This window comes from Escherichia sp. KCJ4928 (assembly GCF_004352695.1).
In the GTDB taxonomy this organism is placed as follows: Bacteria; Pseudomonadota; Gammaproteobacteria; order Enterobacterales; family Enterobacteriaceae; genus ECMA0423.
The window spans coordinates 1-26,264 of the sequence record NZ_SJWV01000049.1; the positions used below are offsets into that span (position 1 = coordinate 1).

Here is a 26,264-nt window from a genome sequence, read left to right on the forward strand (position 1 = left end):
GTGGAGTCCTGGCTATTTTGCCAGTAGCTGCGGAGGTGCGCCAATATCCGTCATCCGCCAATACATTGAACAACAGCAAACACCTGGTCAGGTGGAAAACCGCGCCTTATATCCCCGCCCTGAAGGACGGGGTTTTACGGCGCACCGGATAAGAACGCACGGTATTCACCAGATCTTTTATCACTTCAGCCGCCACTTCTGGCACCAGCAAAGTCATCGGCGTCTCTGTTTCATAATCGACAGAAACGCCATTGCTGTTATTGGTGACGGTCACGGTATACGTGCTTTGCCCATGATTCATTTCCCGTTATGAATGACTTTCCGTTGTTGCGCACCTTCCATCAGGACTTCAGGAGCCACGAAGAAGTCAATGTTGAAATAAGTATCGTCAGTCATGGCTTCAATGTTGTGCCACTTTTCTGGAGGGAACACCGCAAACTGCCCCGCTTCGATAAGGATCACCTGATCAGGCTCTGCACTGTGTTCATCAGCGTAGCCGAGATATTTGACCGCCCCATGCATAACGGAAAGGCGTGGGTAAACCCCCGGGCGCGTTCCTTTATCAAGATGACGTTCGAATATTCCGGCAGGCGCAGTTTGTTTATTCCAGAAAGGCGTTGAGCGCGTATGAATATAATTCTGTGGGATTTGCAGCATCCTATTCCCTCCTTCGGGGAATGCGCTGAAAACGGTTTATTCCAGCCGTTTCAGGGTACGCCTGATAATTTGCATTTTAAATACCATTTATTGGTTACTTTTTAGCACCATATCAGAGAAAAATCAGGGAGGATTACAAGTGGGAAGCCCGCGACAACGCGGGCTGAATGTATCAGGATTGCAGCGTCGCCAGTCGGGCGGCGAAACCCACGAACATCAAACCAATCAGTGAGTTGCCAACTTTAGCCAGTTTCTTTTTGGTACGTATGTACTGCGTGACAAAAGCACCAGAAATAATCAGGAAGCTCAAATAGCAGAAACTCACCAGTTCCAGCGTCGTCGCCAGAATAAAGAATGAAATTCCCGTATGTGGGGCATTAACATCGATAAACTGTACGAAAAACGACACATAGAACAAAATGGCTTTCGGATTAGTCAGGCTCAAAATTAACGCGCGTTTAAAAATGGCCCCGTATTGGGGCTCATCGGATTTGGCCTCGTTATTTTTACCCTTCAGGGTCGCGTAGAGAATTTTACTCCCCAGATAGAGCAAATAAAACGCACCAAGATAACGTACAATGTTGAATAATATCGGGGTGGTCTTAATTAATGTCGCCACTCCAGCCCATGCCAGAAACATCAATACTGCATCGCCAATAAATACACCGCAGGCCGCAAGATAACCGCCTTTCATACCGCTACTGACGCTATTTTTGAGTACAAACAGGGTATTTGGCCCTGGCACCAACACAATAAAAATGGCCCCAACCAGATAGGTCCAGTAATTCAGAACCCCGTATTCAGCGAACACATTAACCTCTTTAATTATCTTTCGATCATGCGCGATTAAAGGTGAATATGCTAACCAATCTGTAGCGGCTTAGAAAGGAGAAAATCAGGTTTTAACCCGATATCAACCCGATAATTGAATCATTAATCAGGCATGCTCCAGTGAAAAATTCGGGTAGTGCTCGGTAAAATACTGGCGTAAAAATTCTACCGTTATCCGCACTTTCGCTGACGTCGCCAGCCTTGAAACATAAACGGCCCAGACGTTCGCTGGCTGGTAATATTCCGGTAGCACTTGCACTAAATGACCACTGGCAATGTTTTCGCTAACATCCCACCAGGAGCGCAGAGCAATCCCCTGCCCATCGAGACACCACTGATGGACAATTTCTCCATGATTAGACGACAGTGGGCCGGTGACTTTAATCGCATGGTGGCCTTCTTTATTGCGTAATTGCCAGACACCAAAAGGATGATCGCGCTCTTTAATGACCAGGCACGGCAATGCGGAAAGATCGGTTAAATGTTTCGGCGCGCCATGTTGCGCAATAAATTCCGGCGACGCGCAGAGAATGCGGTAATTAGTCGCCAGTTTGCGGGCGATTAAATTAGGGGCGATGTCATCGCCAATGCGAATATCGAGATCAACACCTTCATTGACCAAATCGACCAACCGGTCTTCCACATCAAAACGTAATTCCAGTTGCGGATACGCCTTAGCCAGCGCTGATAACGCCGGAGCCACCACCTGTCGTCCAAAACCAAAGCTGCTGATAATACGCAGCATCCCCTGCGGCACCTGACGCACGTCAGAAAGTTCGTCCATCATCTGACCGACATCCTGCAAAATCCGCTGCGCCCATTCATAAATCCGCTCTCCTTCTTCGGTAATGGTGACGCGGCGGGTGGTGCGGTGTAACAACACCACGTTTAGCGTTTGCTCCAGCAAGGCGATGCGCTTGCTGACGAACGCCGGTGAAACGCCCAGTTCTTCCGCCACGGCGGCAAAACCAGCCCGACGAGCCACCAGCATAAAGACGCGCAAATCATTCAGCAGCGGTAAATTATTCATGATTCGTGTTTTATGTTTCACCAGTTACGGGGATTAATTCCTTTTCAGTCAATTATAGGATGGTGATGTTGTCAATTTTGATGGTCAGGAAGTGAGAACCCAATGATGAAAACGATGCGTATTGCTGCGATCCCGGGAGACGGGATTGGCAAAGAAGTCCTTCCTGAAGGGATTCGCGTGTTACAGGCTGCCGCTGAGCGCTGGGGCTTCGCCTTGAGTTTTGAGCAAATGGAGTGGGCGAGCTGCGAGTATTACAGCCATCACGGTAAAATGATGCCGGACGACTGGCATGAGCAACTTAGCCGTTTCGACGCCATCTATTTTGGTGCCGTCGGCTGGCCGGACACCGTTCCTGACCATATTTCGTTGTGGGGTTCGCTGCTGAAATTTCGTCGTGAATTCGACCAGTACGTCAACCTGCGCCCGGTTCGTCTCTTTCCTGGCGTTCCCTGCCCGCTGGCGGGAAAACAGCCAGGCGACATCGATTTTTACGTGGTCAGGGAAAACACCGAAGGCGAATATTCCTCGCTCGGCGGTAGAGTGAATGAAGGTACAGAGCATGAAGTCGTCATTCAGGAATCGGTATTTACGCGTCGTGGTGTCGATCGCATTTTGCGTTATGCCTTCGAACTTGCGCAAAGCCGCCCACGTAAGACGCTAACTTCTGCCACTAAATCAAACGGTTTAGCCATCAGCATGCCGTACTGGGATGAGCGAGTGGAAGCAATGGCCGAGAATTACCCAGAGATCCGCTGGGACAAGCAGCATATTGATATTCTCTGCGCGCGTTTTGTGATGCAGCCGGAACGCTTCGATGTGGTGGTGGCGTCCAATTTATTTGGCGATATCCTTTCCGATCTTGGCCCGGCCTGCACCGGCACCATTGGCATTGCCCCATCCGCCAACCTGAATCCGGAACGCACTTTCCCGTCGCTCTTCGAGCCAGTCCACGGTTCCGCGCCGGATATCTACGGGAAAAACATTGCTAACCCTATCGCCACGATTTGGGCCGGTGCAATGATGCTCGATTTTCTCGGCAATGGCGATGAGCGTTTCCAGCAAGCGCATAACGGTATTCTGGCAGCAATTGAAGAAGTGATTGCTCACGGGCCGAAAACACCTGATATGAAAGGCAATGCCACCACGCCACAGGTTGCCGACGCGATTTGCAAAATTATTTTGCGTTAAGGTCAAACCAGTTTATTTGAACCGCGTCACTGACGCGGTTTTTTTATTCGTTCTTTGCAGTAAATAACCTGCGTCATTTCACCTTTTATTGTTTCCGTTTCGTGTTTTATGGCTTTCCGTATTCTTAATTGTTTAATTTATGTAACATGCAAATAATCAATTTGTTAAACACAACATACAACTCATTACCCTGCAAATAATTACAACTGGCAAAAGCCAGAGACGGGCTTTTATGCCCAGGAGATGACTCATGATGAGCAATGTTAAGAAAAAAGATGTGCCGCTGATAAGCATCAGCCTGGTGGCCATTCTTTTCATCGCAGCTGCATTAAGCCTTTTCCCACAACAATCGGCCGACGCGGCCAACGGAATATACACTTTTGTTACGCGTACGTTAGGTTCCGCCGTACAGGTATTGGTTTTGCTGGCAATGGGACTGGTGATTTATTTAGCCACCAGTAAATACGGCAATATTCGTCTTGGCGAAGGAAAACCGGAATACAGCACGCTCTCCTGGCTGTTTATGTTTATTTGTGCCGGTTTAGGTTCTTCTACGCTTTATTGGGGGGTTGCTGAATGGGCCTATTATTATCAAACGCCTGGATTAAATATCGCACCGCGTTCACAACAGGCACTCGAATTTAGCGTCCCTTACTCCTTCTTCCACTGGGGCATCAGCGCCTGGGCAACTTATACGCTGGCCTCATTAATCATGGCTTATCACTTTCATGTGCGTAAAAACAAAGGTCTGAGTCTTTCCGGCATTATTGCCGCGATTACCGGCGTTCGCCCGCAAGGCCCATGGGGAAAACTGGTTGATTTGATGTTCCTGATCGCCACTGTCGGCGCACTGACTATTTCCCTTGTTGTCACCGCAGCAACCTTTACTCGTGGACTTTCCGCGCTGACCGGTTTACCCGATAACTTCACCGTGCAGGCATTTGTGATCCTGCTTTCCGGCGGCATTTTTTGCCTAAGCTCGTGGATTGGTATCAACAACGGTTTGCAACGTCTGAGCAAAATGGTTGGCTGGGGCGCGTTCCTGCTGCCATTACTGGTGCTGATTGTCGGCCCAACCGAATTTATTACCAACAGCATCATCAATGCCATCGGTCTGACCACGCAAAACTTCCTGCAAATGAGCTTATTCACCGATCCGCTTGGCGATGGTTCATTTACCCGCAACTGGACCGTTTTCTACTGGCTGTGGTGGATCTCATACACCCCTGGCGTAGCAATGTTTGTCACCCGCGTTTCCCGCGGTCGTAAGATTAAAGAAGTTATCTGGGGACTGATCCTCGGCAGCACCGTCGGTTGCTGGTTCTTCTTCGGCGTAATGGAAAGCTATGCCATTCATCAGTTTATCAATGGCGTAATCAACGTCCCACAGGTGCTGGAAACACTGGGCGGCGAAACAGCTGTACAGCAAGTTCTGATGTCGTTGCCAGCCGGTAAATTGTTCCTCGCCGCATACCTGGGCGTGATGATTATTTTCCTTGCCTCGCATATGGATGCGGTGGCCTACACCATGGCTGCGACCAGTACGCGTAATCTCCAGGAAGGTGACGATCCTGACCGTGGGCTGCGTCTTTTCTGGTGCGTGGTGATCACTCTGATCCCGCTTTCCATCTTGTTTACCGGTGCTTCGCTGGAAACGATGAAAACCACCGTCGTGCTCACAGCCCTTCCCTTCCTCGTCATTTTACTGGTGAAAGTCGGCGGATTTATTCGCTGGCTGAAACAGGATTACGCCGACATTCCGGCTCATCAAGTTGAACATTATCTCCCGCAGACACCGGTTGAAGCCCTGGAAAAAACGCCAGTGCTCCCTGCGGGAACCGTATTCAAAGGCGACAACTGAGCGCCATCATCCTAACGATAAAGGTATCCCTATGAGCAATCTGAGCCCTGACTTTGTACTACCCGAAAATTTTTGCGCTAACCCGCAAGAGGCGTGGACCATTCCTGCCCGTTTTTATACCGATCAGAACGCGTTTGAACACGAAAAAGAGAACGTCTTCGCCAAAAGCTGGATTTGCGTCGCTCACAGCAGCGAACTGGCGAATGCCAATGATTATGTGACGCGTGAGATCATTGGCGAAAGCATCGTGCTGGTACGCGGTCGTGATAAGGTTTTGCGCGCGTTCTATAACGTGTGTCCGCACCGTGGTCATCAGTTGTTGAGCGGTGAAGGAAAAGCAAAAAATGTGATTACCTGCCCGTATCACGCATGGGCATTCAAACTCGATGGCAATCTGGCCCATGCACGTAACTGCGAAAACGTCGCCAATTTCGATAGCGACAAAGCGCAACTGGTTCCGGTGCGTCTGGAAGAATATGCCGGATTCGTCTTCATCAACATGGACCCCAACGCCACCAGCGTAGAAGATCAGTTACCCGGTCTGGGCGCGAAAGTGCTGGAAGCCTGCCCGGAAGTCCACGATCTGAAACTGGCGGCCCGCTTTACCACCCGCACGCCTGCCAACTGGAAGAACATTGTCGATAACTATCTCGAGTGCTATCACTGTGGTCCGGCGCATCCAGGTTTCTCCGACTCCGTACAGGTTGATCGTTACTGGCACACCATGCACGGTAACTGGACGCTGCAATACGGTTTCGCCAAACCGTCCGAACAGTCGTTTAAATTTGAAGAGGGTACGGATGCGGCATTCCACGGTTTCTGGCTGTGGCCGTGCACGATGCTGAACGTCACCCCGATCAAAGGGATGATGACGGTCATTTATGAATTCCCGGTGGATTCTGAAACTACCCTGCAAAACTACGATATTTACTTCACCAATGAAGAGTTAACCGACGAGCAAAAATCGCTGATTGAGTGGTATCGCGATGTGTTCCGTCCGGAAGATTTACGTCTGGTTGAAAGCGTACAGAAAGGGCTGAAATCGCGTGGCTATCGTGGTCAGGGGCGCATCATGGCCGACAGTAGCGGTAGTGGCATTTCCGAACATGGTATCGCCCATTTCCATAATCTGCTGGCGCAGGTGTTTAAGGACTAATGACATCGGCGGCGGTATTTTCCGCCGCTGGGCTGATTTTTGATGGAGTACAGCAATGTCAGACTATCAAATGTTTGAAGTACAGGTGAGTCAGGTGGAACCGCTTACCGAACAGGTGAAACGCTTCACGCTGGTGGCAACCGATGGCAAACCGCTGCCTGCGTTCACCGGAGGAAGTCACATCATTGTGCAGATGAGCGATGGTGATAACCAGTACAGCAATGCGTATTCACTACTGAGTTCGCCGCATGACACCTCTTGTTATCAGATTGCCGTTCGGCTGGAGGAAAACTCGCGCGGCGGTTCCCGCTTTTTGCATCAGCAGGTAAAAGTGGGCGATCGGTTAACGATTTCAACGCCTAATAACCTGTTTGCGCTAATTCCCTCAGCCAGAAAGCATCTGTTTATCGCGGGCGGTATTGGTATCACCCCTTTCCTGTCGCACATGGCAGAGCTGCAACACAGCGACGTCGACTGGCAGCTACATTACTGCTCGCGAAATCCAGAAAGTTGCGCATTTCGTGATGAGCTAGTCCAGCATCCGCAGGCTGAGAAAGTTCACTTGCATCACTCATCAACCGGAACACGACTGGAATTAGCGCGATTATTGGCGGATATCGAACCTGGCACACACGTTTATACCTGTGGTCCCGAGGCGCTAAATGAAGCGGTAAGAAGTGAAGCTGCGCGTCTGGACATCGTCGCCGATACGCTGCACTTTGAGCAATTTGCTATCGAAGACAAAACCGGCGATGCCTTTACCCTGGTGCTTGCCCGTTCCGGAAAAGAGTTTGTGGTGCCGGAAGAGATGACTATTTTGCAGGTTATTGAAAATAATAAAGCCGCGAAAGTGGAATGTTTATGTCGTGAAGGGGTATGCGGAACCTGCGAAACAGCAATACTGGAAGGTGAAGCTGACCATCGGGATCAGTATTTTAGCGATGAAGAGCGTGCCAGCCAGCAAAGTATGTTGATCTGTTGTTCGCGTGCGAAGGGTAAACGCCTGGTGTTGGATTTGTAGTTTGCCAAAGCCGGATGTGGCGCTGAGCGCGCCCAGTCCGGCTTCGGAAGATTTTACTGCGGATATTCCTGCAATAAATTGTGTAATGCTTCCGCCATCAGCTCACCACGCCAGCCGGAAATCAGCTCCGGCAAATTGTTCTGCGGTTTCAGTTTCCAGTGCCAGTTCAGCAGTTGGTTGATTTGCCGACGCGATGCCAGCAATTCGGCGCTGATCTTATGCGTTTCGCTCACGTCAGTAATCAGCGACTTAATCGCTTTAAACGCTTTACGATAACCCGGCATGTCCATCAGGTTAAGCATCGGCTGCGGTAAGGCCTCTTCCGGCAATGTCTGCGCTTTTTCCACCAGCGCCAGCAGCGTTTTACCGTGAAAGCGGATTTCGCTACCGGATAAACCCAGGCTGTCCAGTTCGCCTAAACTTCCCGGCATATAACGCGCTACCGACCACAAATGCTCTTCACGCACGACAAAGTTCACCGCCAGATCGCGCTCTCGCGCCTTGCGCAGTCGCCAGTCGGCTAACAGTTGCAGACAGGCCAGTTGGCGTGTGCGTAATTGCCAGGCATTGGTGATATCACGCCAGGCATCTTCCGGCGCAACGACTTCCTGACGACGCATTTGCATCAGGCGGCATTCATCCAGCGCCGCAGGTAGCCAGCCGGAGGCCTCCGTTTCTACCATAAGCTTGGCGGTGATCGGTAACAGATACCAGACATCCGCCGCTGCGTATTCACACTGACGTTCGGTCAGCGGTCTGGCCAGCCAGTCGGTGCGCGATTCACTCTTGTCCAGCGTAACGCCGGAATACTCTTCCACCATGGAAGCGAAACCCCATGACATCGGGCGTCCGCAGAAGGCAGCAAGGATTTGCGTGTCAATCAAGGGTTGTGGTAATTCGCCAAAGACATTGAGGAACACTTCCAGATCTTCACTGCCTGCATGGAGAAATTTTGTGATGGACGGATCGCGCAGGATCGCTTTCAGCGGTGACCAGTCGGTGATCCCGAGAGGATCAATTAGCGCCAGATGCTCGCCATCGAAAAGTTGAATCAACCCCAGCTGCGGGTAATAAGTGCGCGTACGAACAAATTCAGTATCCAGGGCTATCGCCGGAAAGGCACGGACGGCTTCACACAAAGAAGCCAGCGCATCGTCCGTGGTAATCATTTGGTAATTCAAATTGTTTTCTCTTTAGTGGGCGCCAAAAAAAACGCCGGATTAACCGGCGTCTGACGACTGACTTAACACTCAGGCTTTATTGTCCACTTTGCCGCGCGCTTCGTCACGTAATTCTCGTCGCAAAATTTTTCCGACGTTAGATTTCGGTAACTCATCACGAAACTCCACCAGCTTCGGTACTTTGTAGCCCGTGAGCTGACGGCGGCAAAAGGTCACCAGTGACTCTTCGGTAAGCGATGGATCTTTTTTCACTACGAAGATTTTCACCGCTTCACCACTGGAGCCGGAAGGTACGCCAACAGCCGCGACTTCCTGTACGCCAGGATGCTGCATGACGACATCTTCAATCTCGTTGGGATAGACGTTAAAACCGGAAACCAGAATCATGTCTTTTTTACGATCGACAATGCGCAGGAACCCTTCTTCATCCATCACCGCGATGTCGCCGGTGTGTAACCAGCCATTTTTGATGATCTCATCTGTAGCATCCGGACGCTGCCAGTAACCCAGCATCACCTGCGGTCCTTTGACACAAAGCTCACCCGGTTGACCCGGTGGTACTTCATTATCATCATCATCCACCAGTTTGGCTTCCGTCGACGGCACCGGCAAACCGATGCTACCACTATGATAATCAATATCATATGGGTTAACGCTGACCAGCGGCGCACACTCGGTAAGGCCATAGCCTTCCAGCAGATACTGTCCTGTCAGTTTCACCCAACGCTCTGCCACCACTTGCTGCACTGGCATCCCTCCGCCTGCGGAAAGATGCAGACTGGAGAAATCCAGCTGCTGGAACTCTTTATTGTTCAGCAACGCATTGAACAAGGTGTTCACGCCCGTGATAGCGGTAAACGGATATTTCGCTAACTCTTTTACCAACCCTGGAATATCGCGCGGGTTAGTGATAAGCAGGTTCTGCCCACCCAGTTCGATAAACAGCAGGCAGTTAATGGTCAGGGCAAAAATGTGATACAGCGGCAGTGCCGTTACTACCAGTTCTTTACCTGGATGCAGCAACGGCCCATAGGTGGCGTTGACCTGTTCCAGGTTCGCCAGCATATTGCGGTGAGTCAGCATCGCGCCTTTCGCCACACCTGTGGTGCCGCCGGTGTATTGCAGGAAGGCTAAATCTTCCGGCACCAGTTCGGGTTTGACGTACTGCATCCGGTAGCCGTTATGCAGTGCGCTACGAAATGAAATGGCATCTGGCAGATGGTATTTCGGCACCAAACGCTTGATGTATTTAACAACGAAATTGACTACCGTGCCTTTTGCCGTAGATAGCTGATCGCCCATACGGGTCAGAATTACGTGCTGAACGGCGGTTTTATCAACCACTTTTTCCAGTGTGTGAGCAAAGTTAGACACGATAACAATCGCCGATGCGCCGCTATCGTTAAGCTGATGCTCAAGCTCACGCGGGGTATACAACGGGTTAACGTTTACGACGATCATCCCGGCACGCAAAATGCCAAACAGCGCCACCGGATATTGCAATAAATTAGGCATCATCAACGCAACGCGATCGCCTTTCTTCAGCCCCAACCCTTGTTGCAAATAAGCGGCAAACGCGCGACTGCGTTCTTCCAGCTTGCGGAAGGTCATTACCTCCCCCATATTCACAAACGCAGGCTGATCGGCGTAGCGCGCGACCGACTGCTCAAACATATCTACCAGAGATTGATAACGGTCAGGGTTGATCTCCGTCGGAACGTCCGCGGGATAACGGTTAAGCCAAACCTTCTTCAATTCTTCACCTCTAAAATGCGTGTTCGTCGTCATCGCAACCCCAAATGATATACATGCCGTTAACATAATATTAACTCATCATACCAGCTTGATAATTACCCAACGAAAAGGTTGCGAAGCGCGTCACTATTTATTTTTATCTTTACCGTAAGAATGCAGAAACAGCGGACCAGCCGCTGTTTCTTTTTCTTTAAAAACAAGCAATTATTCAGTTACAACTGTTTGTACTCTCGCGGGGCCGGGATTATACCAGCCCCATCCGCCATAGCCATAGGGCCAGCCACGACCGCCATAAAACCATGGATCAATCGGCTGAGGCGGCATAATCACCTGCTGGGTTAAATGCCAACGTTTGTAACCCGTTACTTGCATCACCATAAATTTATAGGGCGTGTTGCCGATTTTTCCGTCAACCGCACCAGTGATTGGCCCGACTACCGTAACCAGTTGTCCACGGAAATCCACCGGGTCCAGAAAACCGTTCATATCGGCATAAATGCGACCGCGAGAAGGTTCTCCCAGCGTCGGTCTGGCTCCGCTGTCCAGCGGTACGGTAGCAATTTCCAGGCGGGTTTTCCCTTGCTGGTTTTGTACCGCAACCACTTTGCCACCAAAGCGTGCCTCCTGACCAACGTACAGCTGCGGCGCACTCATCACCCGAACTAAATCTTGTTGCGGCGTGGGACTGCTGCCTTTAATGGCGTCCGGCACAGTGACACAACCGCTCAGCATTAGCGCAAACGTACCTGCCAGTATGCCTTTGATAACATTCTTTTGAACCGCCATGGTGCGACTCCTTTTTTTCTCAGGGCATACTCTTAAGATTCATTCTTTGCCCGGAAGTTTCTTCCATGCGACGTTGTTACGTAAATAAACCGGTTCGGCATGTTCCACCGCCACCGTTTTACCCTCGGCAAACATCTGACACGCAATCGGCAGCATATCTTCAGCAGCAGGCAGTAACACTTCGCCATCGCGCAAAACCAGCCCGCTCTCTTTACCGAGATCCGGCCAGGCTTGCCAGCCCGTCCCTACCGTCACCCATTCGCCGGAAAGCTGTTGCATTCGTTCATGGACGATTTCGGGTTTGAGTACGGCTTCGGTTTCTTCACCGTGCCAGATACCGTTTTCATCACGCTGATATTCGGCCCAGTAAACTTCGCCCATTCGCGCGTCAATGGCTGACAGCACGCGGGTTGCGCCGTTTTTGCGCCACGCCCCTTGCGCTATCGTCATTAGCGTGGAGACGCCAATCATCGGTAATTCCGCGCCAAGCGCCAGCCCTTGCGCGATGCCAATACCAATGCGCACGCCGGTAAAGCTACCGGGGCCGCGCCCGTAAGCCAGAGCGTTTATGTCAGTCAGGGAAGTTCCGCTGGTGGTCAGGATATCCTGCACCATCGGTAAGATTCGTTGAGTATGTTCACGATGGCAAAGCTCAAAATGAGCGTTGACAGTACCGTCGTTCCACAGGGCGACAGAGCAGGCCTCTGTCGCGGTATCGATAGCCAGAATTCGCATGGGTCTTCGTGCTTTTTTCAATAAAAAGGCGCGCATCATACCATACTCCGTAACAAATTACCTGGAGGATGGTATCGCAAGGAAACGAACCGCACGGGCAATGTCACGGGTGCGCGGCGCGGGCGGCAGACTGGCGAGAAACGTCGCGCCGTAAGGGCGCATCACCAGCCGATTGTCACAAATCACCAAAACCCCGCGATCGTCGGCGTCGCGAATCAGTCGCCCTACCCCCTGCTTGAGAGTAATCACCGCATCCGGCAGTTGTACTTCATCGAACGGGTCGCCACCGCGCAAACGGCAATCTTCCATGCGCGCTTTTAACAGCGGGTCATCCGGTGAGGTAAACGGCAACTTGTCGATAATCACCAATGACAATGTATCGCCACGCACGTCCACCCCTTCCCAGAAACTACTGGTTGCCACAAGAAGCGCGTTACCGGCGCTGACAAATTGCTGCAACAGTTGCCCTTTGCTGGTTTCCCCCTGCAACAAAACGGGAAGCGTCATGGTAGCGCGGAACTGCTCGGCCAGATCACGCATCATGGCGTGCGAGGTACAAAGCATAAAACAACGACCGTTGTTAGCTTCGATGATCGGTCGCAGCATTGCCGCTAACTGGCGAGCAGAACCTGGCTGGTTGGTTTGCGGCAGATTGCGCGGCACACAGAGTAACGCCTGGCGGCTGTAATCAAACGGGCTTGGCAATAGCAACGACTCCGCCTGTTCTATCCCAAGCCGCGAGGTGAAATGATGCAGATCGTCGTTCACCGACAGCGTTGCTGAGGTGAAGATCCAGCTACCAGGCTTTTGCGCCATTAACTCTTTGAATTTATCCGCCACGCTGAGCGGCGTGAGAGCCAGAGTAAAATGGCGCGAAGTGCATTCGTACCAGTAGCTGTAGCCCGGCTGATTGATCTCTTTTAGCCGCTTCAGCCGTGTGCGATACAACGTAGCGCGCTCAAATGCCGCATCCAGCAAGGCGGAACGCCCCAGTGACAGTTTCGCCACGTCATAACAAAGTTCCAGGGTGTCATCGAGCAGTAAAAATGCCCGCTGAATTTGCGGATTAGCTAACAGCTCACGCAGGTTACCGCGATAACCTGGCTCACCGAGTTGCAGACGAAAATCCTGCGCACTCTGGGCAAGACGATCAGCGCACTTTTGTAACTGCTGGGTGTCTTTTAATTCGGTGCGGTAAGCGATGGTGATGTCTTTTGCCAGGTCGAGCAGTTGTCGACTGGAGAGTGACTGACCAAAATACTGGCTGGCAATGTCCGGTAGCTGGTGGGCTTCGTCGAAGATCATGACGTCCGCTTCCGGGATCAGTTCGCCAAATCCACTCTCTTTAACCACCATATCCGCCAGAAAGAGATGATGGTTTACCACCACCACATCGGCGTCCATCGCTTTTTTACGTGCTTTGACCACAAAGCAATCTTTATACATCGGGCAGTCGCTGCCAAGACAGTTGTCGTTGGTGCTGGTGACCAGCGGCCACGCCTGTGAATCTTCCGCCACGCTGACGCAGGTGCTGATATCACCATCGACTGTTTGATTAGACCAGGAGCGCAGCAGGATCACATCGCTTAAGATTTGTACCGGCAGATCGCCCCCCGCCAGCGCCTGCTGTTCGAGACGTTCGAGGCAGAGGTAGTTTGAGCGCCCTTTCAGCAGCGCCACGTTGCCCGTATATTTCAATGCCTTTGAGACTGTTGGCAAATCGCGGCTGTAGAGCTGATCCTGCAACGCTTTTGAGCCGGTCGAGATAATGACTTTCTTTTTCGCCCGCAGCGCAGGAGCCAGGTAAGCGTAGGTTTTGCCCGTACCGGTTCCTGCTTCCACCACCAGCGGCTGGCCTTTTTCTATCGCCTGGGTGACGGCTACCGCCATCTGTCGCTGTGGTTCTCGCGGCTTAAAGCCTGGTATCGCTTTCGCCAGCTGACCGTCTGGTGCAAAATCGTCCGTCACACTACCCCCTGTTGATTTGAACAGGGATTATGTCAGGATGAGGGCGCTTTCGCCAGTTGAAGTGGTGACGGCGACCTCACATTGTGGCAGTCTTTGCAGCACGAAAATGGAAGGATAATGAGGACAAAATGATGACTATCGTTCGTATCGATGCTGAAGCCCGCTGGTCTGATGTGGTAATCCACAACAACACGCTCTACTACACTGGTGTACCGGAAAACCTCGACGCCGATGCCTTTGAGCAAACCGCCAACACGCTGGCGCAGATTGATGCCGTGCTGGAAAAACAGGGCAGCAATAAATCGAGCATTCTGGATGCCACCATTTTCCTGGCCGATAAAAACGACTTCGCGGCGATGAATAAAGCGTGGGATGCCTGGGTTGTCGCGGGTCATGCGCCGGTGCGCTGCACGGTACAAGCGGGTTTGATGAACCCGAAGTATAAAGTTGAAATTAAGATTGTGGCTGCGGTGTAAGCTTTATCGAAGCAAAATAAGTCAGACGATAATTTATCGATAATACTGGTCGGTTTTACATAAATCGACCAGAGATTAAGATATTACCTGTTGATGCTCCTGCTAATTCATTATTTATTTTTATAATTTCAATTTTATCTATAAAACTAACTATATAAATAACCATAACCATGCCGTTGTGTTCGCCCTCTGACTAGCAACTCTGGTTTTCTTTCTTAGCTGAATAATCTGGTTATAGCGTGAGGACTGACCGTTAAATTTCTCCATCTTACTGGATAACACACCATGAGCTGCTACCTTTAAAACACCTGAATGTCAACAGGTTAACTCGTGCCATATCGTTATAATCCCTTTGATATTAGATGCAAATTAAGGTCATATATAGTCTTATCGATAACATGGTTAATTTTAAGGATAAGAATATGCCTGCTGTAATAGATAAAGCCCTGGATTTCATTGGTGCCATGGATGTATCAGCGCCAACACCAAGTTCGATGAATGAAAGCACAGCGAAGGGAATCTTTAAATATTTAAAAGAACTGGGAGTACCCGCGAGTGCCGCTGATATTACGGCGCGAGCTGACCAGGAAGGCTGGAACCCTGGGTTCACGGAAAAAATGGTTGGATGGGCAAAAAAAATGGAGTCTGGTGAACGCACTGTAATTAAAAATCCTGAATACTTTTCAACATATATGCAGGAAGAACTAAAAGCACTGGTCTGAGCTTAATTTATATCAGCATAAATGGGTCAGGACGCTTTTAATCACATATAAAAAGCGTCCTTTTTCTCACAATCAAATAATCATCGGATTCTATAACGAAATCGATACGGATTAGTGTGTTACTCGTCTTCATCCTCAAAACGCGCCACGATTCGCTCGCCGGAGTGGTTGGCACGCAGCTCTTCTGCCACCAGCGCGATTGCCTGGCCGCTGCTCATCCCTTGTGCCATCAGTTCCTGGATCCGCTCGACAGCTTTTTGCTGCTGTTCATGGGTGAGTGAAGGTAAACCTGCAAACATTGTTAACTCCTGCTAAATTGTTGGCGCTAATTATTTCATGCTACCCGGCACATAGCCAGTAGAGTCAGGACTGATGAAGACGTTATCTCCCGCTGTGATTACTTTACCCTGGCGTCAGGACGCCGCTGAATTTTATTTCTCCCGCTTAAGCCACCTGCCGTGGGCGATGCTTTTACACTCCGGCTATGCCGATCATCCGTATAGCCGCTTTGATATTGTGGTCGCCGATCCGATTTGCACTTTAACCACTTTCGGTAAAGAAACCGTTGTTAGTGAAAGCGAAAAACGCACAACGACCACTGATGACCCGCTACAGGTGCTCCAGCAGGTGCTGGATCGCGCAGACATTCGCCCAACGCATAACGAAGATTTGCCATTTCAGGGCGGCGCACTGGGGTTGTTTGGCTACGATCTGGGCCGCCGTTTTGAGTCACTGCCAGAAATTGCGGAACAAGATATCGTTCTGCCGGATATGGCAGTGGGTATCTACGATTGGGCGCTCATTGTCGACCACCAGCGTCATACAGTTTCTTTGCTGAGTCATAATGATGTCAATGCCCGTCGGGCCTGGCTGGAAAGCCAGCAATTCTCGCCGCAGGAAGATTTCACGCTCACTTCCGACTGGCAATCCAATATGACCCGCGAGCAGTACGGCGAAAAATTTCGCCAGGTACAGGAATATCTGCACAGCGGTGATTGCTATCAGGTGAATCTCGCCCAGCGTTTTCATGCGACCTATTCTGGCGATGAATGGCAGGCATTCCTTCAGCTTAATCAGGCCAACCGCGCGCCATTTAGCGCTTTTTTACGTCTTGAACAGGGTGCAATTTTAAGCCTTTCGCCAGAGCGGTTTATTCTTTGTGATAATAGTGAAATCCAGACCCGCCCGATTAAAGGCACGCTACCACGCCTGCCCGATCCTCAGGAAGATAGCAAACAAGCAGAAAAACTGGCGAACTCAGCGAAAGATCGTGCCGAAAATCTGATGATTGTCGATTTAATGCGTAATGATATCGGTCGTGTTGCCGTAGCCGGTTCGGTAAAAGTACCAGAGCTGTTCGTGGTGGAACCCTTCCCTGCCGTGCATCATCTGGTCAGCACTATAACGGCGCGACTACCAGAACAGTTACACGCCAGCGATCTGCTGCGCGCAGCTTTTCCTGGTGGCTCAATAACCGGGGCTCCGAAAGTACGGGCTATGGAAATTATCGACGAACTGGAACCGCAGCGACGTAATGCCTGGTGCGGCAGCATTGGCTATTTGAGCTTTTGCGGCAACATGGATACCAGCATTACTATCCGCACGCTGACTGCCATTAACGGACAAATATACTGCTCTGCGGGCGGTGGAATTGTCGCCGATAGCCAGGAAGAAGCGGAATATCAGGAAACTTTTGATAAAGTTAATAAGATATTACGCCAACTGGAGAAGTAAGACGTGGAATACCGTAGCCTGACGCTTGATTATTTTTTATCTCGCTTTCAACTTTTGCGCCCGCAAATTAACCGGGAAACCCTAAATCATCGTCAGGCTGCCGTGTTAATCCCCATCGTCCGTCGACCGCAACCGGGGTTGTTGCTGACTCAGCGTTCAATTCATCTGCGTAAACACGCTGGACAAGTGGCATTCCCTGGAGGTGCAGTCGATGACACGGACGCATCAGTTATCGCCGCCGCGCTGCGCGAAGCTGAAGAAGAGGTCGCTATACCGCCTTCCGCCGTTGAAGTTATCGGCGTGCTGCCGCCCGTCGATAGCGTAACTGGCTATCAGGTAACCCCAGTGGTCGGCATTATCCCGCCCGATCTGCCGTATCGCGCCAGTGAAGATGAAGTCTCGGCGGTGTTTGAAATGCCGCTCGCCCAGGCATTACATCTGGGTCGTTATCACCCTTTAGATATCTACCGCCGTGGCGATTCACATCGGGTATGGCTGTCCTGGTACGAACAGTATTTTGTATGGGGAATGACCGCAGGCATAATTCGTGAGCTGGCGCTGCAAATTGGTGTGAAACCCTGACTATACTTATCTTTACATCTACAAAACACTACTTGAGACAATCATCGCAATATTAGTTAAATCGCGGTTTTTGATTAGTTTAATTCATGTGAATAGTTAAGCCAGTCGCCGCGTTCCCTCTTACACTATGCGCTGTTATTAGTTCGTTACTGGAAGTCCAGTCACCTTGTCAGGAGTATTATCGTGATTAGTCTATTCGACATGTTTAAGGTGGGGATTGGTCCCTCATCTTCCCATACCGTAGGGCCTATGAAGGCGGGTAAACAGTTCGTCGATGATCTGGTCGAAAAAGGCTTACTGGATAGCGTTACTCGCGTTGCCGTGGACGTTTATGGTTCACTGTCGCTGACGGGTAAAGGCCACCACACCGATATCGCCATTATTATGGGTCTTGCAGGTAACGAACCTGCCACCGTGGATATCGACAGTATTCCCGGTTTTATTCGCGACGTAGAAGAGCGCGAACGTCTGCTGCTGGCACAGGGACGGCATGAAGTGGATTTCCCGCGCGACAACGGGATGCGTTTTCATAACGGCAACCTGCCGCTGCATGAAAACGGTATGCAAATCCACGCCTATAACGGCGATGAAGTCGTCTACAGCAAAACTTATTATTCCATCGGCGGCGGTTTTATCGTCGATGAAGAACACTTTGGTCAGGATGCTGCCAACGAAGTGAGCGTGCCGTATCCGTTCAAATCTGCCACCGAACTGCTCGCGTACTGTAATGAAACCGGCTATTCGCTGTCTGGTCTCGCTATGCAGAACGAACTGGCGCTGCACAGCAAGAAAGAGATCGACGAGTATTTCGCGCATGTCTGGCAAACCATGCAGGCATGTATCGATCGCGGGATGAACACCGAAGGTGTACTGCCAGGCCCGCTGCGCGTGCCACGTCGTGCGTCTGCCCTGCGCCGGATGTTAGTTTCCAGCGATAAACTGTCTAACGATCCGATGAATGTCATTGACTGGGTAAACATGTTTGCGCTGGCAGTTAACGAAGAAAACGCCGCCGGTGGTCGTGTGGTAACTGCGCCAACCAACGGTGCCTGCGGTATCGTTCCGGCAGTGCTGGCTTACTATGACCACTTTATTGAATCGGTCAGCCCGGACATCTATACCCGTTACTTTATGGCAGCGGGCGCGATTGGTGCATTGTATAAAATGAACGCCTCTATTTCCGGTGCGGAAGTTGGTTGCCAGGGCGAAGTGGGTGTTGCCTGTTCAATGGCTGCTGCGGGTCTTGCAGAACTGCTGGGCGGTAGCCCGGAACAGGTTTGCGTGGCGGCGGAAATTGGCATGGAACACAACCTTGGTTTAACCTGCGACCCGGTTGCAGGGCAGGTTCAGGTGCCGTGCATTGAGCGTAATGCCATTGCCTCTGTGAAGGCGATTAACGCCGCACGGATGGCTCTGCGCCGCACCAGTGCACCGCGCGTCTCGCTGGATAAGGTCATCGAAACGATGTACGAAACCGGTAAGGACATGAACGCCAAATACCGCGAAACCTCACGCGGTGGTCTGGCAATCAAAGTCCAGTGTGACTAATACTTCTTACTCGCCCATCTGCAACGGATGGGCGAATTTATACCCGCTTTCTCGTCTGCTGTAATATTCCCCACTACACTTCCACTGTTGCGTCAGGCGTTTGTCGCCATACGCTTACAGGGTGGCCCGCATGCAAAAAGCACAACGGATCATTAAAACCTATCGCCGTAATCGAATGATTGTTTGTACGATTTGCGCACTCGTTACGCTCGCTTCGACCCTGAGCGTGCGATTTATTTCACAGCGTAACTTAAATCAACAACGGGTAGTACAATTCGCCAATCACGCTGTAGAGGAATTAGATAAAGTACTGCTTCCCCTACAGGCAGGTAGCGAAGTCTTGCTTCCGCTGATTGGTCTGCCCTGCTCTGTCGCCCATTTGCCATTACGTAAACAGGCGGCAAAACTCCAAACTGTGCGATCCATTGGCCTGGTGCAAGACGGCACACTTTATTGCTCCAGCATTTTTGGTTATCGCAATGTGCCCGTCGTGGACATTCTGGCTGAACTTCCTGCACCGCAACCACTTTTACGCCTGACGATCGACCGTGCCCTGATTAAAGGCAGTCCGGTTTTGATTCAATGGACGCCTGCAGCGGGCAGTAGCAATGCTGGGGTCATGGAGATGATTAACATCGACTTACTGACGGCAATGCTCCTTGAGCCACAACTGCCGCAAATCAGTAGCGCCAGCCTGACGGTGGACAAACGGCATTTGCTCTATGGTAATGGGCTGGTAGATTCCCTTCCGCAACCTGAAGACAATGAAAACTATCAGGTTTCTTCGCAACGCTTTCCTTTTACCATTAACGTTAATGGTCCGGGGGCTACGGCGCTGGCATGGCACTATCTTCCAACACAATTACCGCTGGCGGTGCTGCTAAGTTTACTGGTGGGCTACATCGCCTGGCTGGCGACCGCTTACCGGATGAGCTTTTCCCGCGAAATCAATCTGGGCCTGGCGCAACATGAGTTCGAATTGTTCTGTCAGCCTTTGCTTAATGCGCGCAGCCAGCAATGTATTGGTGTAGAGATTTTGCTGCGCTGGAACAATCCGCGTCAGGGCTGGATTTCACCGGATGTGTTTATTCCTATCGCGGAAGAACATCATTTAATTGTGCCACTGACCCGCTATGTGATGGCAGAAACCATTCGTCAGCGCCATGTTTTCCCGATGAGTAGTCAGTTTCATGTTGGCATTAACGTCGCACCCAGCCATTTTCGCCGTGGTGTGCTGATAAAAGATCTCAATCAGTACTGGTTTAGCGCTCACCCGATTCAGCAACTGATCCTCGAAATCACCGAACGCGATGCCTTACTGGATGTTGATTATCGGATTGCCCGCGAGCTACATCGTAAAAACGTCAAACTGGCGATTGATGACTTCGGCACCGGCAACAGTTCATTTTCCTGGCTTGAAACATTACGTCCTGACGTGCTGAAAATTGATAAGTCATTTACCGCAGCTATAGGTTCTGACGCGGTTAACTCGACGGTGACCGATATCATCATCGCGCTGGGGCAAAGACTGAATATTGAACTGGTGGCGGAGGGCGTGGAAACGCAAGAACAGGCGAAGTATTTGCGCCGTCATGGCGTGCATATTTTGCAAGGGTATTTGTACGCACAGCCGATGCCGCTACGTGATTTTCCCAAATGGCTGGCGGGCAGCCAACCGCCGCCCGCCCGGCATAATGGACATATCACGCCCATTATGCCGTTACGTTAACGCTTACTCATCTTCATCGTGCGCCGGTTGCTCTTTAACAATGCGAACCAGATCAACACGATAATCATTGGCTTCAATGATGGTGATATGCAGTGGCCCTACATCAATCACATCGCCCACACGGGGAATGTGACCATTTGCCGAGATCACCAGGCCCGCGACCGTCGCGATATCATCGTCATCGGCAAGGTGCTCAACATCAAGCGCCTGCTGCAAGGCATGCAAATCTGTACCGCCTTTTACCAGCCAGCCGTCACCATCGGTAATGATTTCCGGCGTTTCGTCAGCGTCCGGGAATTCACCCGCAATGGCTTCCAGCACATCCAGCGGCGTGACCAAGCCTTGTACCACACCAAACTCGTTGGTCACGATAACAAAGCTCCCGCGAGCGCGACGCAGCACGCCCAGCAGGTTGATCGGATCGAGGGTTTCCGGGACGATAATCGCCGGAGACGCCGAAGCAATCGCCGCCACATCAACGCCCTCTTCCAGCGCCACCAGCAGTTCTTTAGCACGTACGATTCCGATGATTTCATCCAGTTCACCGCGACATACCGGGAACAGGCTGTGCGGTGAGGAGAGCAGCTGCTCGCGGATTTCATCGACCCCGAGATTAGCGTCAACCCAGCTTATTTCACCGCGCGGCGTCATGATCCCGCGCAGAGAACGCGACGCCAGCGTCAGTACGCCGTTAATCATGTAACGTTCTTCTTCGGCAAATGCACCTTCCGGGATCGGCATCGGCATCGGGTTATCGGCATGGTGCTGAACATTGGCCTGACGTTTCCCGCCCATCAAACGCAGGATGGCATCGGCAGTACGCGCTCGCAGCGGCAAAGTCGACTGGTGACGAATAAAGTTGCGACGCGCAATCTGGTTAAACACTTCGATGATGATCGAGAAGCCAATCGCGGCATACAGGTAACCTTTCGGAATGTGGAAACCGAAACCTTCTGCCACCAGACTCAGACCAATCATTAACAGGAAGCTCAGACAGAGCACCACCACCGTGGGGTGCTGGTTAACGAATCGCGTCAGCGGTTTGGATGCCAGCAACATAACCGCCATCGCAATCACTACCGCCGCCATCATCACCGGCAGATGGTTAACCATCCCTACTGCAGTAATTACCGCATCCAACGAGAAGACGGCGTCAAGGATGACAATCTGTGTGACGACCACCCAGAAACTGGCGTAGCCTTTACCGTGGCCGGAATCATGATCGCGGTTTTCCAGCCGTTCATGCAGTTCGGTTGTTGCTTTGAACAGCAAGAATATCCCCCCGAACAACATAATCAGGTCGCGTCCGGAGAAGGAGAAATCCATGACGGTAAATAGCGGTTTGGTCAGCGTGACCATCCATGAAATCAGCGACAGCAGCCCCAGACGCATAATCAGCGCCAGTGATAACCCCAGCAAACGCGCTTTATCGCGTTGTTTTGGCGGCAGTTTGTCAGCAAGAATGGCGATGAAGACCAGGTTATCGATACCCAGCACAATTTCGAGAACAACAAGCGTGAGTAGCCCCGCCCAAATTGAGGGGTCCATTAAGAATTCCATGACAAGCTCCTGCTTAAGGAATAGCTATTCGACGCCAGAAATAATGCAGGCGTAACGACAAAATGCAAACGAAAGGTGCGGCATAGAGAGCCAGAAAGGCAGGCGTTAAAAGGCCTGATGCTGAAATGACGTCGGTGACGATCCATACTGCGGGCTACTGCCCTATACTCCATGGTTGTTAAACGGGAGTTAAACATATCAGAGACGCCTCTGATTTGGCAAAGATTTACCTTCCTTTGCAAACGAATGTGACAAGGATATTTTACCTTTCGAAATTTCTGCTAATCGAAAGTTAAATTACGGATCTTCATCACATAAAATAATTTTTTCGATATCTAAAATAAATCGCGAAACGCAGGGGTTTTTGGTTGTAGCCCTTATCTGAATCGATTCGATTGTGGACGACGATTCAAAAATACATCTGGCACGTTGAGGTGTTAACGATAATAAAGGAGGTAGCAAGTGACCATTGCTATTGTTATAGGCACACATGGTTGGGCTGCAGAGCAGTTGCTTAAAACGGCAGAAATGCTGTTAGGCGAGCAGGAAAACGTCGGCTGGATCGATTTCGTTCCAGGTGAAAATGCCGAAACGCTGATTGAAAAGTACAACGCTCAGTTGGCAAAACTCGACACCACTAAAGGCGTGCTGTTTCTCGTTGATACATGGGGAGGCAGCCCGTTCAATGCTGCCAGCCGCATTGTCGTCGACAAAGAGCATTATGAAGTCATTGCAGGCGTTAACATTCCAATGCTCGTGGAAACGTTAATGGCCCGTGATGATGACCCAAGCTTTGATGAACTGGTGGCACTGGCAGTAGAAACAGGCCGTGAAGGCGTGAAAGCTCTGAAAGCCAAACCGGTTGAAAAAGCCGCGCCAGCACCCGCTGCCGCAGCACCAAAAGCGGCTCCAACTCCGGCAAAACCAATGGGGCCAAACGACTACATGGTTATTGGCCTTGCGCGTATCGACGACCGTCTGATTCACGGTCAGGTCGCCACCCGCTGGACCAAAGAAACCAATGTCTCCCGTATTATTGTTGTTAGTGATGAAGTGGCTGCGGATACCGTTCGTAAGACACTGCTCACCCAGGTTGCACCTCCGGGCGTAACAGCACACGTAGTTGATGTTGCCAAAATGATTCGCGTCTACAACAACCCGAAATATGCTGGCGAACGCGTAATGCTGTTATTTACCAACCCAACAGATGTAGAGCGTCTCGTTGAAGGCGGCGTGAAAATCACCTCTGTTAACGTCGGTGGTATGGCATTCCGTCAGGGTAAAACCCAGGTGAATAACGCGGTTTCGGTTGATGAAAAAGATATCGAGGCGTTCAAGAAACTGAATGCGCGCGGTATTGAGCTGGAAGTCCGTAAGGTTTCCACCGATCCGAAACTGAAAATGATGGATCTGATCAGCAAAATCGATAAGTAACGTATTGTGTTGATTATCACTCAGTTTTCACACTTAAGTCTTACGTAAACAGGAGAAGTACAATGGAGATTACCACTCTTCAAATTGTGCTGGTATTTATCGTAGCCTGTATCGCAGGTATGGGATCAATCCTCGATGAATTTCAGTTTCACCGTCCGCTAATCGCGTGTACCCTGGTGGGTATCGTTCTTGGGGATATGAAAACCGGTATTATTATCGGTGGTACGCTGGAAATGATCGCGCTGGGCTGGATGAACATCGGTGCTGCAGTTGCGCCTGACGCCGCTCTGGCTTCTATCATTTCTACCATTCTGGTTATCGCAGGTCATCAGAGCATTGGTGCAGGTATCGCACTGGCAATCCCTCTGGCCGCTGCGGGCCAGGTACTGACCATCATCGTTCGTACTATTACCGTTGCTTTCCAGCACGCTGCGGATAAGGCTGCTGATAACGGCAACCTGACAGCGATTTCCTGGATCCACGTTTCTTCTCTGTTCCTGCAAGCAATGCGTGTGGCTATTCCGGCCGTCATCGTTGCGCTGTCTGTTGGTACCAGCGAAGTACAGAACATGCTGAATGCGATTCCGGAAGTGGTGACCAATGGTCTGAATATCGCCGGTGGCATGATCGTGGTGGTTGGTTATGCGATGGTTATCAACATGATGCGTGCTGGCTACCTGATGCCGTTCTTCTACCTCGGCTTCGTAACCGCAGCATTCACCAACTTTAACCTGGTTGCTCTGGGTGTGATTGGTACTGTTATGGCAGTGCTCTACATCCAACTTAGCCCGAAATACAACCGCGTAGCCGGTGCGCCTGCTCAGGCAGCTGGTAACAACGATCTCGATAACGAACTGGACTAACAGGTGAGCGAAATGGTTGATACAACTCAAACTACCACCGAGAAAAAACTCACTCAAAGTGATATTCGTGGCGTCTTCCTGCGTTCTAACCTCTTCCAGGGTTCATGGAACTTCGAACGTATGCAGGCACTGGGTTTCTGCTTCTCTATGGTACCGGCAATTCGTCGCCTCTACCCTGAGAACAACGAAGCTCGTAAACAAGCTATTCGCCGTCACCTGGAGTTCTTTAACACCCAGCCGTTCGTGGCTGCGCCGATTCTCGGCGTAACCCTGGCGCTGGAAGAACAGCGTGCTAATGGCGCAGAGATCGACGACGGTGCTATCAACGGTATCAAAGTCGGTTTGATGGGGCCGCTGGCTGGTGTAGGCGACCCGATCTTCTGGGGAACCGTACGTCCGGTATTTGCAGCACTGGGTGCCGGTATCGCGATGAGCGGCAGCCTGTTAGGTCCGCTGCTGTTCTTCATCCTGTTTAACCTGGTGCGTCTGGCAACCCGTTACTACGGCGTAGCGTATGGTTACTCCAAAGGTATCGATATCGTTAAAGATATGGGTGGTGGCTTCCTGCAAAAACTGACGGAAGGGGCGTCTATCCTCGGCCTGTTTGTCATGGGGGCATTGGTTAACAAGTGGACACATGTCAACATCCCGCTGGTTGTCTCTCGCATTACTGACCAGACGGGCAAAGAACACGTTACTACTGTCCAGACTATTCTGGACCAGTTAATGCCAGGCCTGGTACCACTGCTGCTGACCTTTGCTTGTATGTGGCTACTGCGCAAAAAAGTTAACCCGCTGTGGATCATCGTTGGCTTCTTCGTCATCGGTATCGCTGGTTACGCTTGCGGCCTGCTGGGACTGTAAGACTGTTGTACACTACCGGGGCCTTTTGGCCCCGTTTTTTTATCTGGAGGATTAATGACAATCACGGACCTGGTACTGATTCTTTTCATCGCCGCACTCCTGGCCTTCGCGATCTACGATCAGTTCATCATGCCCCGCCGTAACGGCCCCACCCTGCTGGCAATTCCTTTGCTCCGGCGTGGTCGCATCGATAGCGTTATCTTCGTCGGATTGATTGTCATTCTTATCTATAACAACGTCACGAATCATGGCGCGCTAATAACAACATGGTTATTAAGTGCACTGGCTCTGATGGGTTTTTATATATTCTGGATCCGCGTTCCGAAGATCATCTTTAAACAAAAAGGTTTTTTCTTCGCCAATGTCTGGATTGAATATAGCCGAATCAAAGCGATGAACTTGTCGGAAGATGGCGTGTTGGTGATGCAATTAGAACAGCGTCGGCTGTTAATCCGCGTTCGAAATATCGACGATCTGGAAAAAATTTATAAGCTTCTCGTATCAACTCAATAACTTATGAATTTAGCCAAAGCTATGTTTAGTGTATTTTTAATAATCAGACATAGCTTAGGCTATATTATCT

The 26,264-nt window shown here is 50.8% G+C and carries 26 protein-coding genes and 1 pseudogene; 15 read left to right on the plus strand and 12 right to left on the minus strand.

Annotated elements, in window-relative coordinates; all coding sequences use genetic code 11:
* Positions 1 to 85 (plus strand): annotated as a pseudogene (locus E0D98_RS27850) (transposase); the annotation flags it as partial.
* A gap of 21 nt (positions 86 to 106) precedes the next feature.
* Here the strand turns inward: E0D98_RS27850 and E0D98_RS27855 are convergent.
* The 4 genes from E0D98_RS27855 to dmlR all read right to left on the minus strand — a co-directional run bounded on the left by E0D98_RS27855 (position 107) and on the right by dmlR (position 2,518).
* Entirely contained in the window at positions 107 to 301 is a 195-nt protein-coding gene (locus E0D98_RS27855) for a DUF1869 domain-containing protein (protein ID WP_001015433.1), read from the minus strand.
* On the minus strand, positions 298 to 657 hold the full coding sequence (gene yeaR / locus E0D98_RS27860; protein ID WP_000939317.1) for a DUF1971 domain-containing protein YeaR: 360 nt from the start codon (positions 655 to 657) through the stop codon (positions 298 to 300). The genes E0D98_RS27855 and yeaR overlap by 4 nt, the downstream gene beginning before the upstream one ends.
* A gap of 172 nt (positions 658 to 829) precedes the next feature.
* Complete coding sequence (gene leuE / locus E0D98_RS09925; protein ID WP_000457202.1) at positions 830 to 1,468, minus strand: leucine efflux protein LeuE; 639 nt, start codon at positions 1,466 to 1,468, stop codon at positions 830 to 832.
* Positions 1,469 to 1,594: 126 nt separating this feature from the next.
* On the minus strand, positions 1,595 to 2,518 hold the full coding sequence (dmlR, locus tag E0D98_RS09930; protein ID WP_050877029.1) for a DNA-binding transcriptional regulator DmlR: 924 nt from the start codon (positions 2,516 to 2,518) through the stop codon (positions 1,595 to 1,597).
* Positions 2,519 to 2,620: 102 nt separating this feature from the next.
* Between dmlR and dmlA the strand changes: the two genes are divergently transcribed.
* From dmlA to yeaX, 4 genes are all read left to right on the plus strand, one after another.
* Positions 2,621 to 3,706, plus strand: coding sequence for a multifunctional D-malate/3-isopropylmalate/tartarate dehydrogenase (gene dmlA, locus E0D98_RS09935; protein WP_000978494.1), 1,086 nt, complete (start codon positions 2,621 to 2,623; stop codon positions 3,704 to 3,706).
* 250 nt (positions 3,707 to 3,956) lie between these two features.
* Positions 3,957 to 5,567 carry a BCCT family transporter YeaV gene (gene yeaV, locus E0D98_RS09940; RefSeq protein ID WP_047086467.1) on the plus strand — a complete coding sequence of 537 codons (1,611 nt, stop codon included), beginning with the start codon at positions 3,957 to 3,959 and terminating at the stop codon, positions 5,565 to 5,567.
* 31 nt (positions 5,568 to 5,598) lie between these two features.
* Complete coding sequence (yeaW, locus tag E0D98_RS09945) at positions 5,599 to 6,723, plus strand: carnitine monooxygenase, oxygenase subunit YeaW (protein ID WP_000067822.1); 1,125 nt, start codon at positions 5,599 to 5,601, stop codon at positions 6,721 to 6,723.
* A gap of 55 nt (positions 6,724 to 6,778) precedes the next feature.
* Entirely contained in the window at positions 6,779 to 7,744 is a 966-nt protein-coding gene (gene yeaX, locus E0D98_RS09950) for a carnitine monooxygenase reductase subunit YeaX (RefSeq protein ID WP_001287005.1), read from the plus strand.
* Between the two features lie 53 nt (positions 7,745 to 7,797).
* Here yeaX and rnd read toward each other — a convergent pair whose 3' ends face one another.
* From rnd to E0D98_RS09975, 5 genes are all read right to left on the minus strand, one after another.
* Positions 7,798 to 8,913, minus strand: a complete 1,116-nt coding sequence (gene rnd, locus E0D98_RS09955) for a ribonuclease D (protein ID WP_001303529.1) — start codon at positions 8,911 to 8,913, stop codon at positions 7,798 to 7,800.
* 81 nt (positions 8,914 to 8,994) lie between these two features.
* Entirely contained in the window at positions 8,995 to 10,680 is a 1,686-nt protein-coding gene (fadD, locus tag E0D98_RS09960) for a long-chain-fatty-acid--CoA ligase FadD (RefSeq protein WP_000758422.1), read from the minus strand.
* Positions 10,681 to 10,884: 204 nt separating this feature from the next.
* Complete coding sequence (gene yeaY, locus E0D98_RS09965) at positions 10,885 to 11,466, minus strand: Slp family lipoprotein YeaY (RefSeq protein WP_000290564.1); 582 nt, start codon at positions 11,464 to 11,466, stop codon at positions 10,885 to 10,887.
* A 39-nt stretch (positions 11,467 to 11,505) separates the two neighbouring features.
* A complete protein-coding gene (tsaB, locus tag E0D98_RS09970; RefSeq protein ID WP_047086480.1) occupies positions 11,506 to 12,201 on the minus strand; it encodes a tRNA (adenosine(37)-N6)-threonylcarbamoyltransferase complex dimerization subunit type 1 TsaB in 696 nt (231 codons plus the stop codon).
* 57 nt (positions 12,202 to 12,258) lie between these two features.
* Positions 12,259 to 14,169, minus strand: a complete 1,911-nt coding sequence (locus E0D98_RS09975; protein WP_000128847.1) for an ATP-dependent DNA helicase — start codon at positions 14,167 to 14,169, stop codon at positions 12,259 to 12,261.
* Positions 14,170 to 14,300: 131 nt separating this feature from the next.
* Here E0D98_RS09975 and E0D98_RS09980 point away from each other — a divergent pair, with 131 nt between their 5' ends.
* Positions 14,301 to 14,645, plus strand: coding sequence for a RidA family protein (locus E0D98_RS09980; RefSeq protein ID WP_001295493.1), 345 nt, complete (start codon positions 14,301 to 14,303; stop codon positions 14,643 to 14,645).
* A 422-nt stretch (positions 14,646 to 15,067) separates the two neighbouring features.
* Positions 15,068 to 15,367 (plus strand): DUF1889 family protein, encoded by a 300-nt coding sequence (locus E0D98_RS09985; protein ID WP_001111993.1) that lies wholly within the window; start codon positions 15,068 to 15,070, stop codon positions 15,365 to 15,367.
* 119 nt (positions 15,368 to 15,486) lie between these two features.
* Here the strand turns inward: E0D98_RS09985 and E0D98_RS09990 are convergent, their stop codons facing one another.
* A complete protein-coding gene (locus tag E0D98_RS09990) occupies positions 15,487 to 15,666 on the minus strand; it encodes a YoaH family protein (RefSeq protein ID WP_000457334.1) in 180 nt (59 codons plus the stop codon).
* A 73-nt stretch (positions 15,667 to 15,739) separates the two neighbouring features.
* Between E0D98_RS09990 and pabB the strand changes: the two genes are divergently transcribed.
* The 4 genes from pabB (at position 15,740) to E0D98_RS10010 (ending at position 20,960) form a co-directional block, all read left to right on the plus strand.
* Complete coding sequence (gene pabB / locus E0D98_RS09995; RefSeq protein ID WP_000854972.1) at positions 15,740 to 17,101, plus strand: aminodeoxychorismate synthase component 1; 1,362 nt, start codon at positions 15,740 to 15,742, stop codon at positions 17,099 to 17,101.
* Positions 17,102 to 17,104: 3 nt separating this feature from the next.
* Positions 17,105 to 17,683, plus strand: coding sequence for a CoA pyrophosphatase (locus E0D98_RS10000; RefSeq protein WP_000456740.1), 579 nt, complete (start codon positions 17,105 to 17,107; stop codon positions 17,681 to 17,683).
* 183 nt (positions 17,684 to 17,866) lie between these two features.
* The gene (gene sdaA, locus E0D98_RS10005) at positions 17,867 to 19,231 is read left to right on the plus strand and encodes an L-serine ammonia-lyase (RefSeq protein WP_000624298.1); all 1,365 of its coding nucleotides are present in this window, start codon (positions 17,867 to 17,869) and stop codon (positions 19,229 to 19,231) included.
* 130 nt (positions 19,232 to 19,361) lie between these two features.
* A complete protein-coding gene (locus tag E0D98_RS10010; RefSeq protein ID WP_001295494.1) occupies positions 19,362 to 20,960 on the plus strand; it encodes a cyclic diguanylate phosphodiesterase in 1,599 nt (532 codons plus the stop codon).
* A 3-nt stretch (positions 20,961 to 20,963) separates the two neighbouring features.
* Here E0D98_RS10010 and yoaE read toward each other — a convergent pair whose 3' ends face one another.
* Entirely contained in the window at positions 20,964 to 22,520 is a 1,557-nt protein-coding gene (yoaE, locus tag E0D98_RS10015; RefSeq protein WP_050877017.1) for a CNNM family cation transport protein YoaE, read from the minus strand.
* The gene (gene yoaL, locus E0D98_RS28430) at positions 22,508 to 22,666 is read right to left on the minus strand and encodes a protein YoaL (protein WP_269212562.1); all 159 of its coding nucleotides are present in this window, start codon (positions 22,664 to 22,666) and stop codon (positions 22,508 to 22,510) included. The genes yoaE and yoaL overlap by 13 nt, the downstream gene beginning before the upstream one ends.
* Before the next feature lie 316 nt (positions 22,667 to 22,982).
* Here yoaL and manX point away from each other — a divergent pair, with 316 nt between their 5' ends.
* The 4 genes from manX (at position 22,983) to E0D98_RS10035 (ending at position 26,194) form a co-directional block, all read left to right on the plus strand.
* On the plus strand, positions 22,983 to 23,954 hold the full coding sequence (gene manX, locus E0D98_RS10020) for a PTS mannose transporter subunit IIAB (RefSeq protein ID WP_000150543.1): 972 nt from the start codon (positions 22,983 to 22,985) through the stop codon (positions 23,952 to 23,954).
* Positions 23,955 to 24,016: 62 nt separating this feature from the next.
* A complete protein-coding gene (gene manY / locus E0D98_RS10025; protein WP_000406926.1) occupies positions 24,017 to 24,817 on the plus strand; it encodes a PTS mannose transporter subunit IIC in 801 nt (266 codons plus the stop codon).
* Positions 24,818 to 24,829: 12 nt separating this feature from the next.
* Positions 24,830 to 25,681 carry a PTS mannose transporter subunit IID gene (manZ, locus tag E0D98_RS10030; protein WP_000228655.1) on the plus strand — a complete coding sequence of 284 codons (852 nt, stop codon included), beginning with the start codon at positions 24,830 to 24,832 and terminating at the stop codon, positions 25,679 to 25,681.
* Positions 25,682 to 25,735: 54 nt separating this feature from the next.
* Positions 25,736 to 26,194, plus strand: a complete 459-nt coding sequence (locus E0D98_RS10035; RefSeq protein WP_000156255.1) for a DUF986 family protein — start codon at positions 25,736 to 25,738, stop codon at positions 26,192 to 26,194.
* The last annotated feature ends 70 nt before the right edge of the window (positions 26,195 to 26,264 follow it).

Bases quoted from the DNA above. Each gene is read 5' to 3' on its own strand.
- yeaV (WP_047086467.1), top strand. From the start codon at position 3,957: ATGATGAGCAATGTTAAGAAAAAAGATGTGCCGCTGATAAGCATCAGC.
- E0D98_RS27855 (WP_001015433.1), bottom strand. From the start codon at position 301: ATGAATCATGGGCAAAGCACGTATACCGTGACCGTCACCAATAACAGC.
- tsaB (WP_047086480.1), bottom strand. From the start codon at position 12,201: ATGCGAATTCTGGCTATCGATACCGCGACAGAGGCCTGCTCTGTCGCC.
- E0D98_RS09980 (WP_001295493.1), top strand. From the start codon at position 14,301: ATGACTATCGTTCGTATCGATGCTGAAGCCCGCTGGTCTGATGTGGTA.
- yeaX (WP_001287005.1), top strand. From the start codon at position 6,779: ATGTCAGACTATCAAATGTTTGAAGTACAGGTGAGTCAGGTGGAACCG.
- E0D98_RS10035 (WP_000156255.1), top strand. From the start codon at position 25,736: ATGACAATCACGGACCTGGTACTGATTCTTTTCATCGCCGCACTCCTG.
- dmlR (WP_050877029.1), bottom strand. From the start codon at position 2,518: ATGAATAATTTACCGCTGCTGAATGATTTGCGCGTCTTTATGCTGGTG.
- dmlA (WP_000978494.1), top strand. From the start codon at position 2,621: ATGATGAAAACGATGCGTATTGCTGCGATCCCGGGAGACGGGATTGGC.
- pabB (WP_000854972.1), top strand. From the start codon at position 15,740: ATGAAGACGTTATCTCCCGCTGTGATTACTTTACCCTGGCGTCAGGAC.
- E0D98_RS10010 (WP_001295494.1), top strand. From the start codon at position 19,362: ATGCAAAAAGCACAACGGATCATTAAAACCTATCGCCGTAATCGAATG.
- manZ (WP_000228655.1), top strand. From the start codon at position 24,830: ATGGTTGATACAACTCAAACTACCACCGAGAAAAAACTCACTCAAAGT.
- E0D98_RS09990 (WP_000457334.1), bottom strand. From the start codon at position 15,666: ATGTTTGCAGGTTTACCTTCACTCACCCATGAACAGCAGCAAAAAGCT.
- E0D98_RS09985 (WP_001111993.1), top strand. From the start codon at position 15,068: ATGCCTGCTGTAATAGATAAAGCCCTGGATTTCATTGGTGCCATGGAT.
- yeaY (WP_000290564.1), bottom strand. From the start codon at position 11,466: ATGGCGGTTCAAAAGAATGTTATCAAAGGCATACTGGCAGGTACGTTT.
- manY (WP_000406926.1), top strand. From the start codon at position 24,017: ATGGAGATTACCACTCTTCAAATTGTGCTGGTATTTATCGTAGCCTGT.
- yeaR (WP_000939317.1), bottom strand. From the start codon at position 657: ATGCTGCAAATCCCACAGAATTATATTCATACGCGCTCAACGCCTTTC.
- rnd (WP_001303529.1), bottom strand. From the start codon at position 8,913: ATGATTACCACGGACGATGCGCTGGCTTCTTTGTGTGAAGCCGTCCGT.
- yoaE (WP_050877017.1), bottom strand. From the start codon at position 22,520: ATGGAATTCTTAATGGACCCCTCAATTTGGGCGGGGCTACTCACGCTT.
- yoaL (WP_269212562.1), bottom strand. From the start codon at position 22,666: ATGGATCGTCACCGACGTCATTTCAGCATCAGGCCTTTTAACGCCTGC.
- yeaW (WP_000067822.1), top strand. From the start codon at position 5,599: ATGAGCAATCTGAGCCCTGACTTTGTACTACCCGAAAATTTTTGCGCT.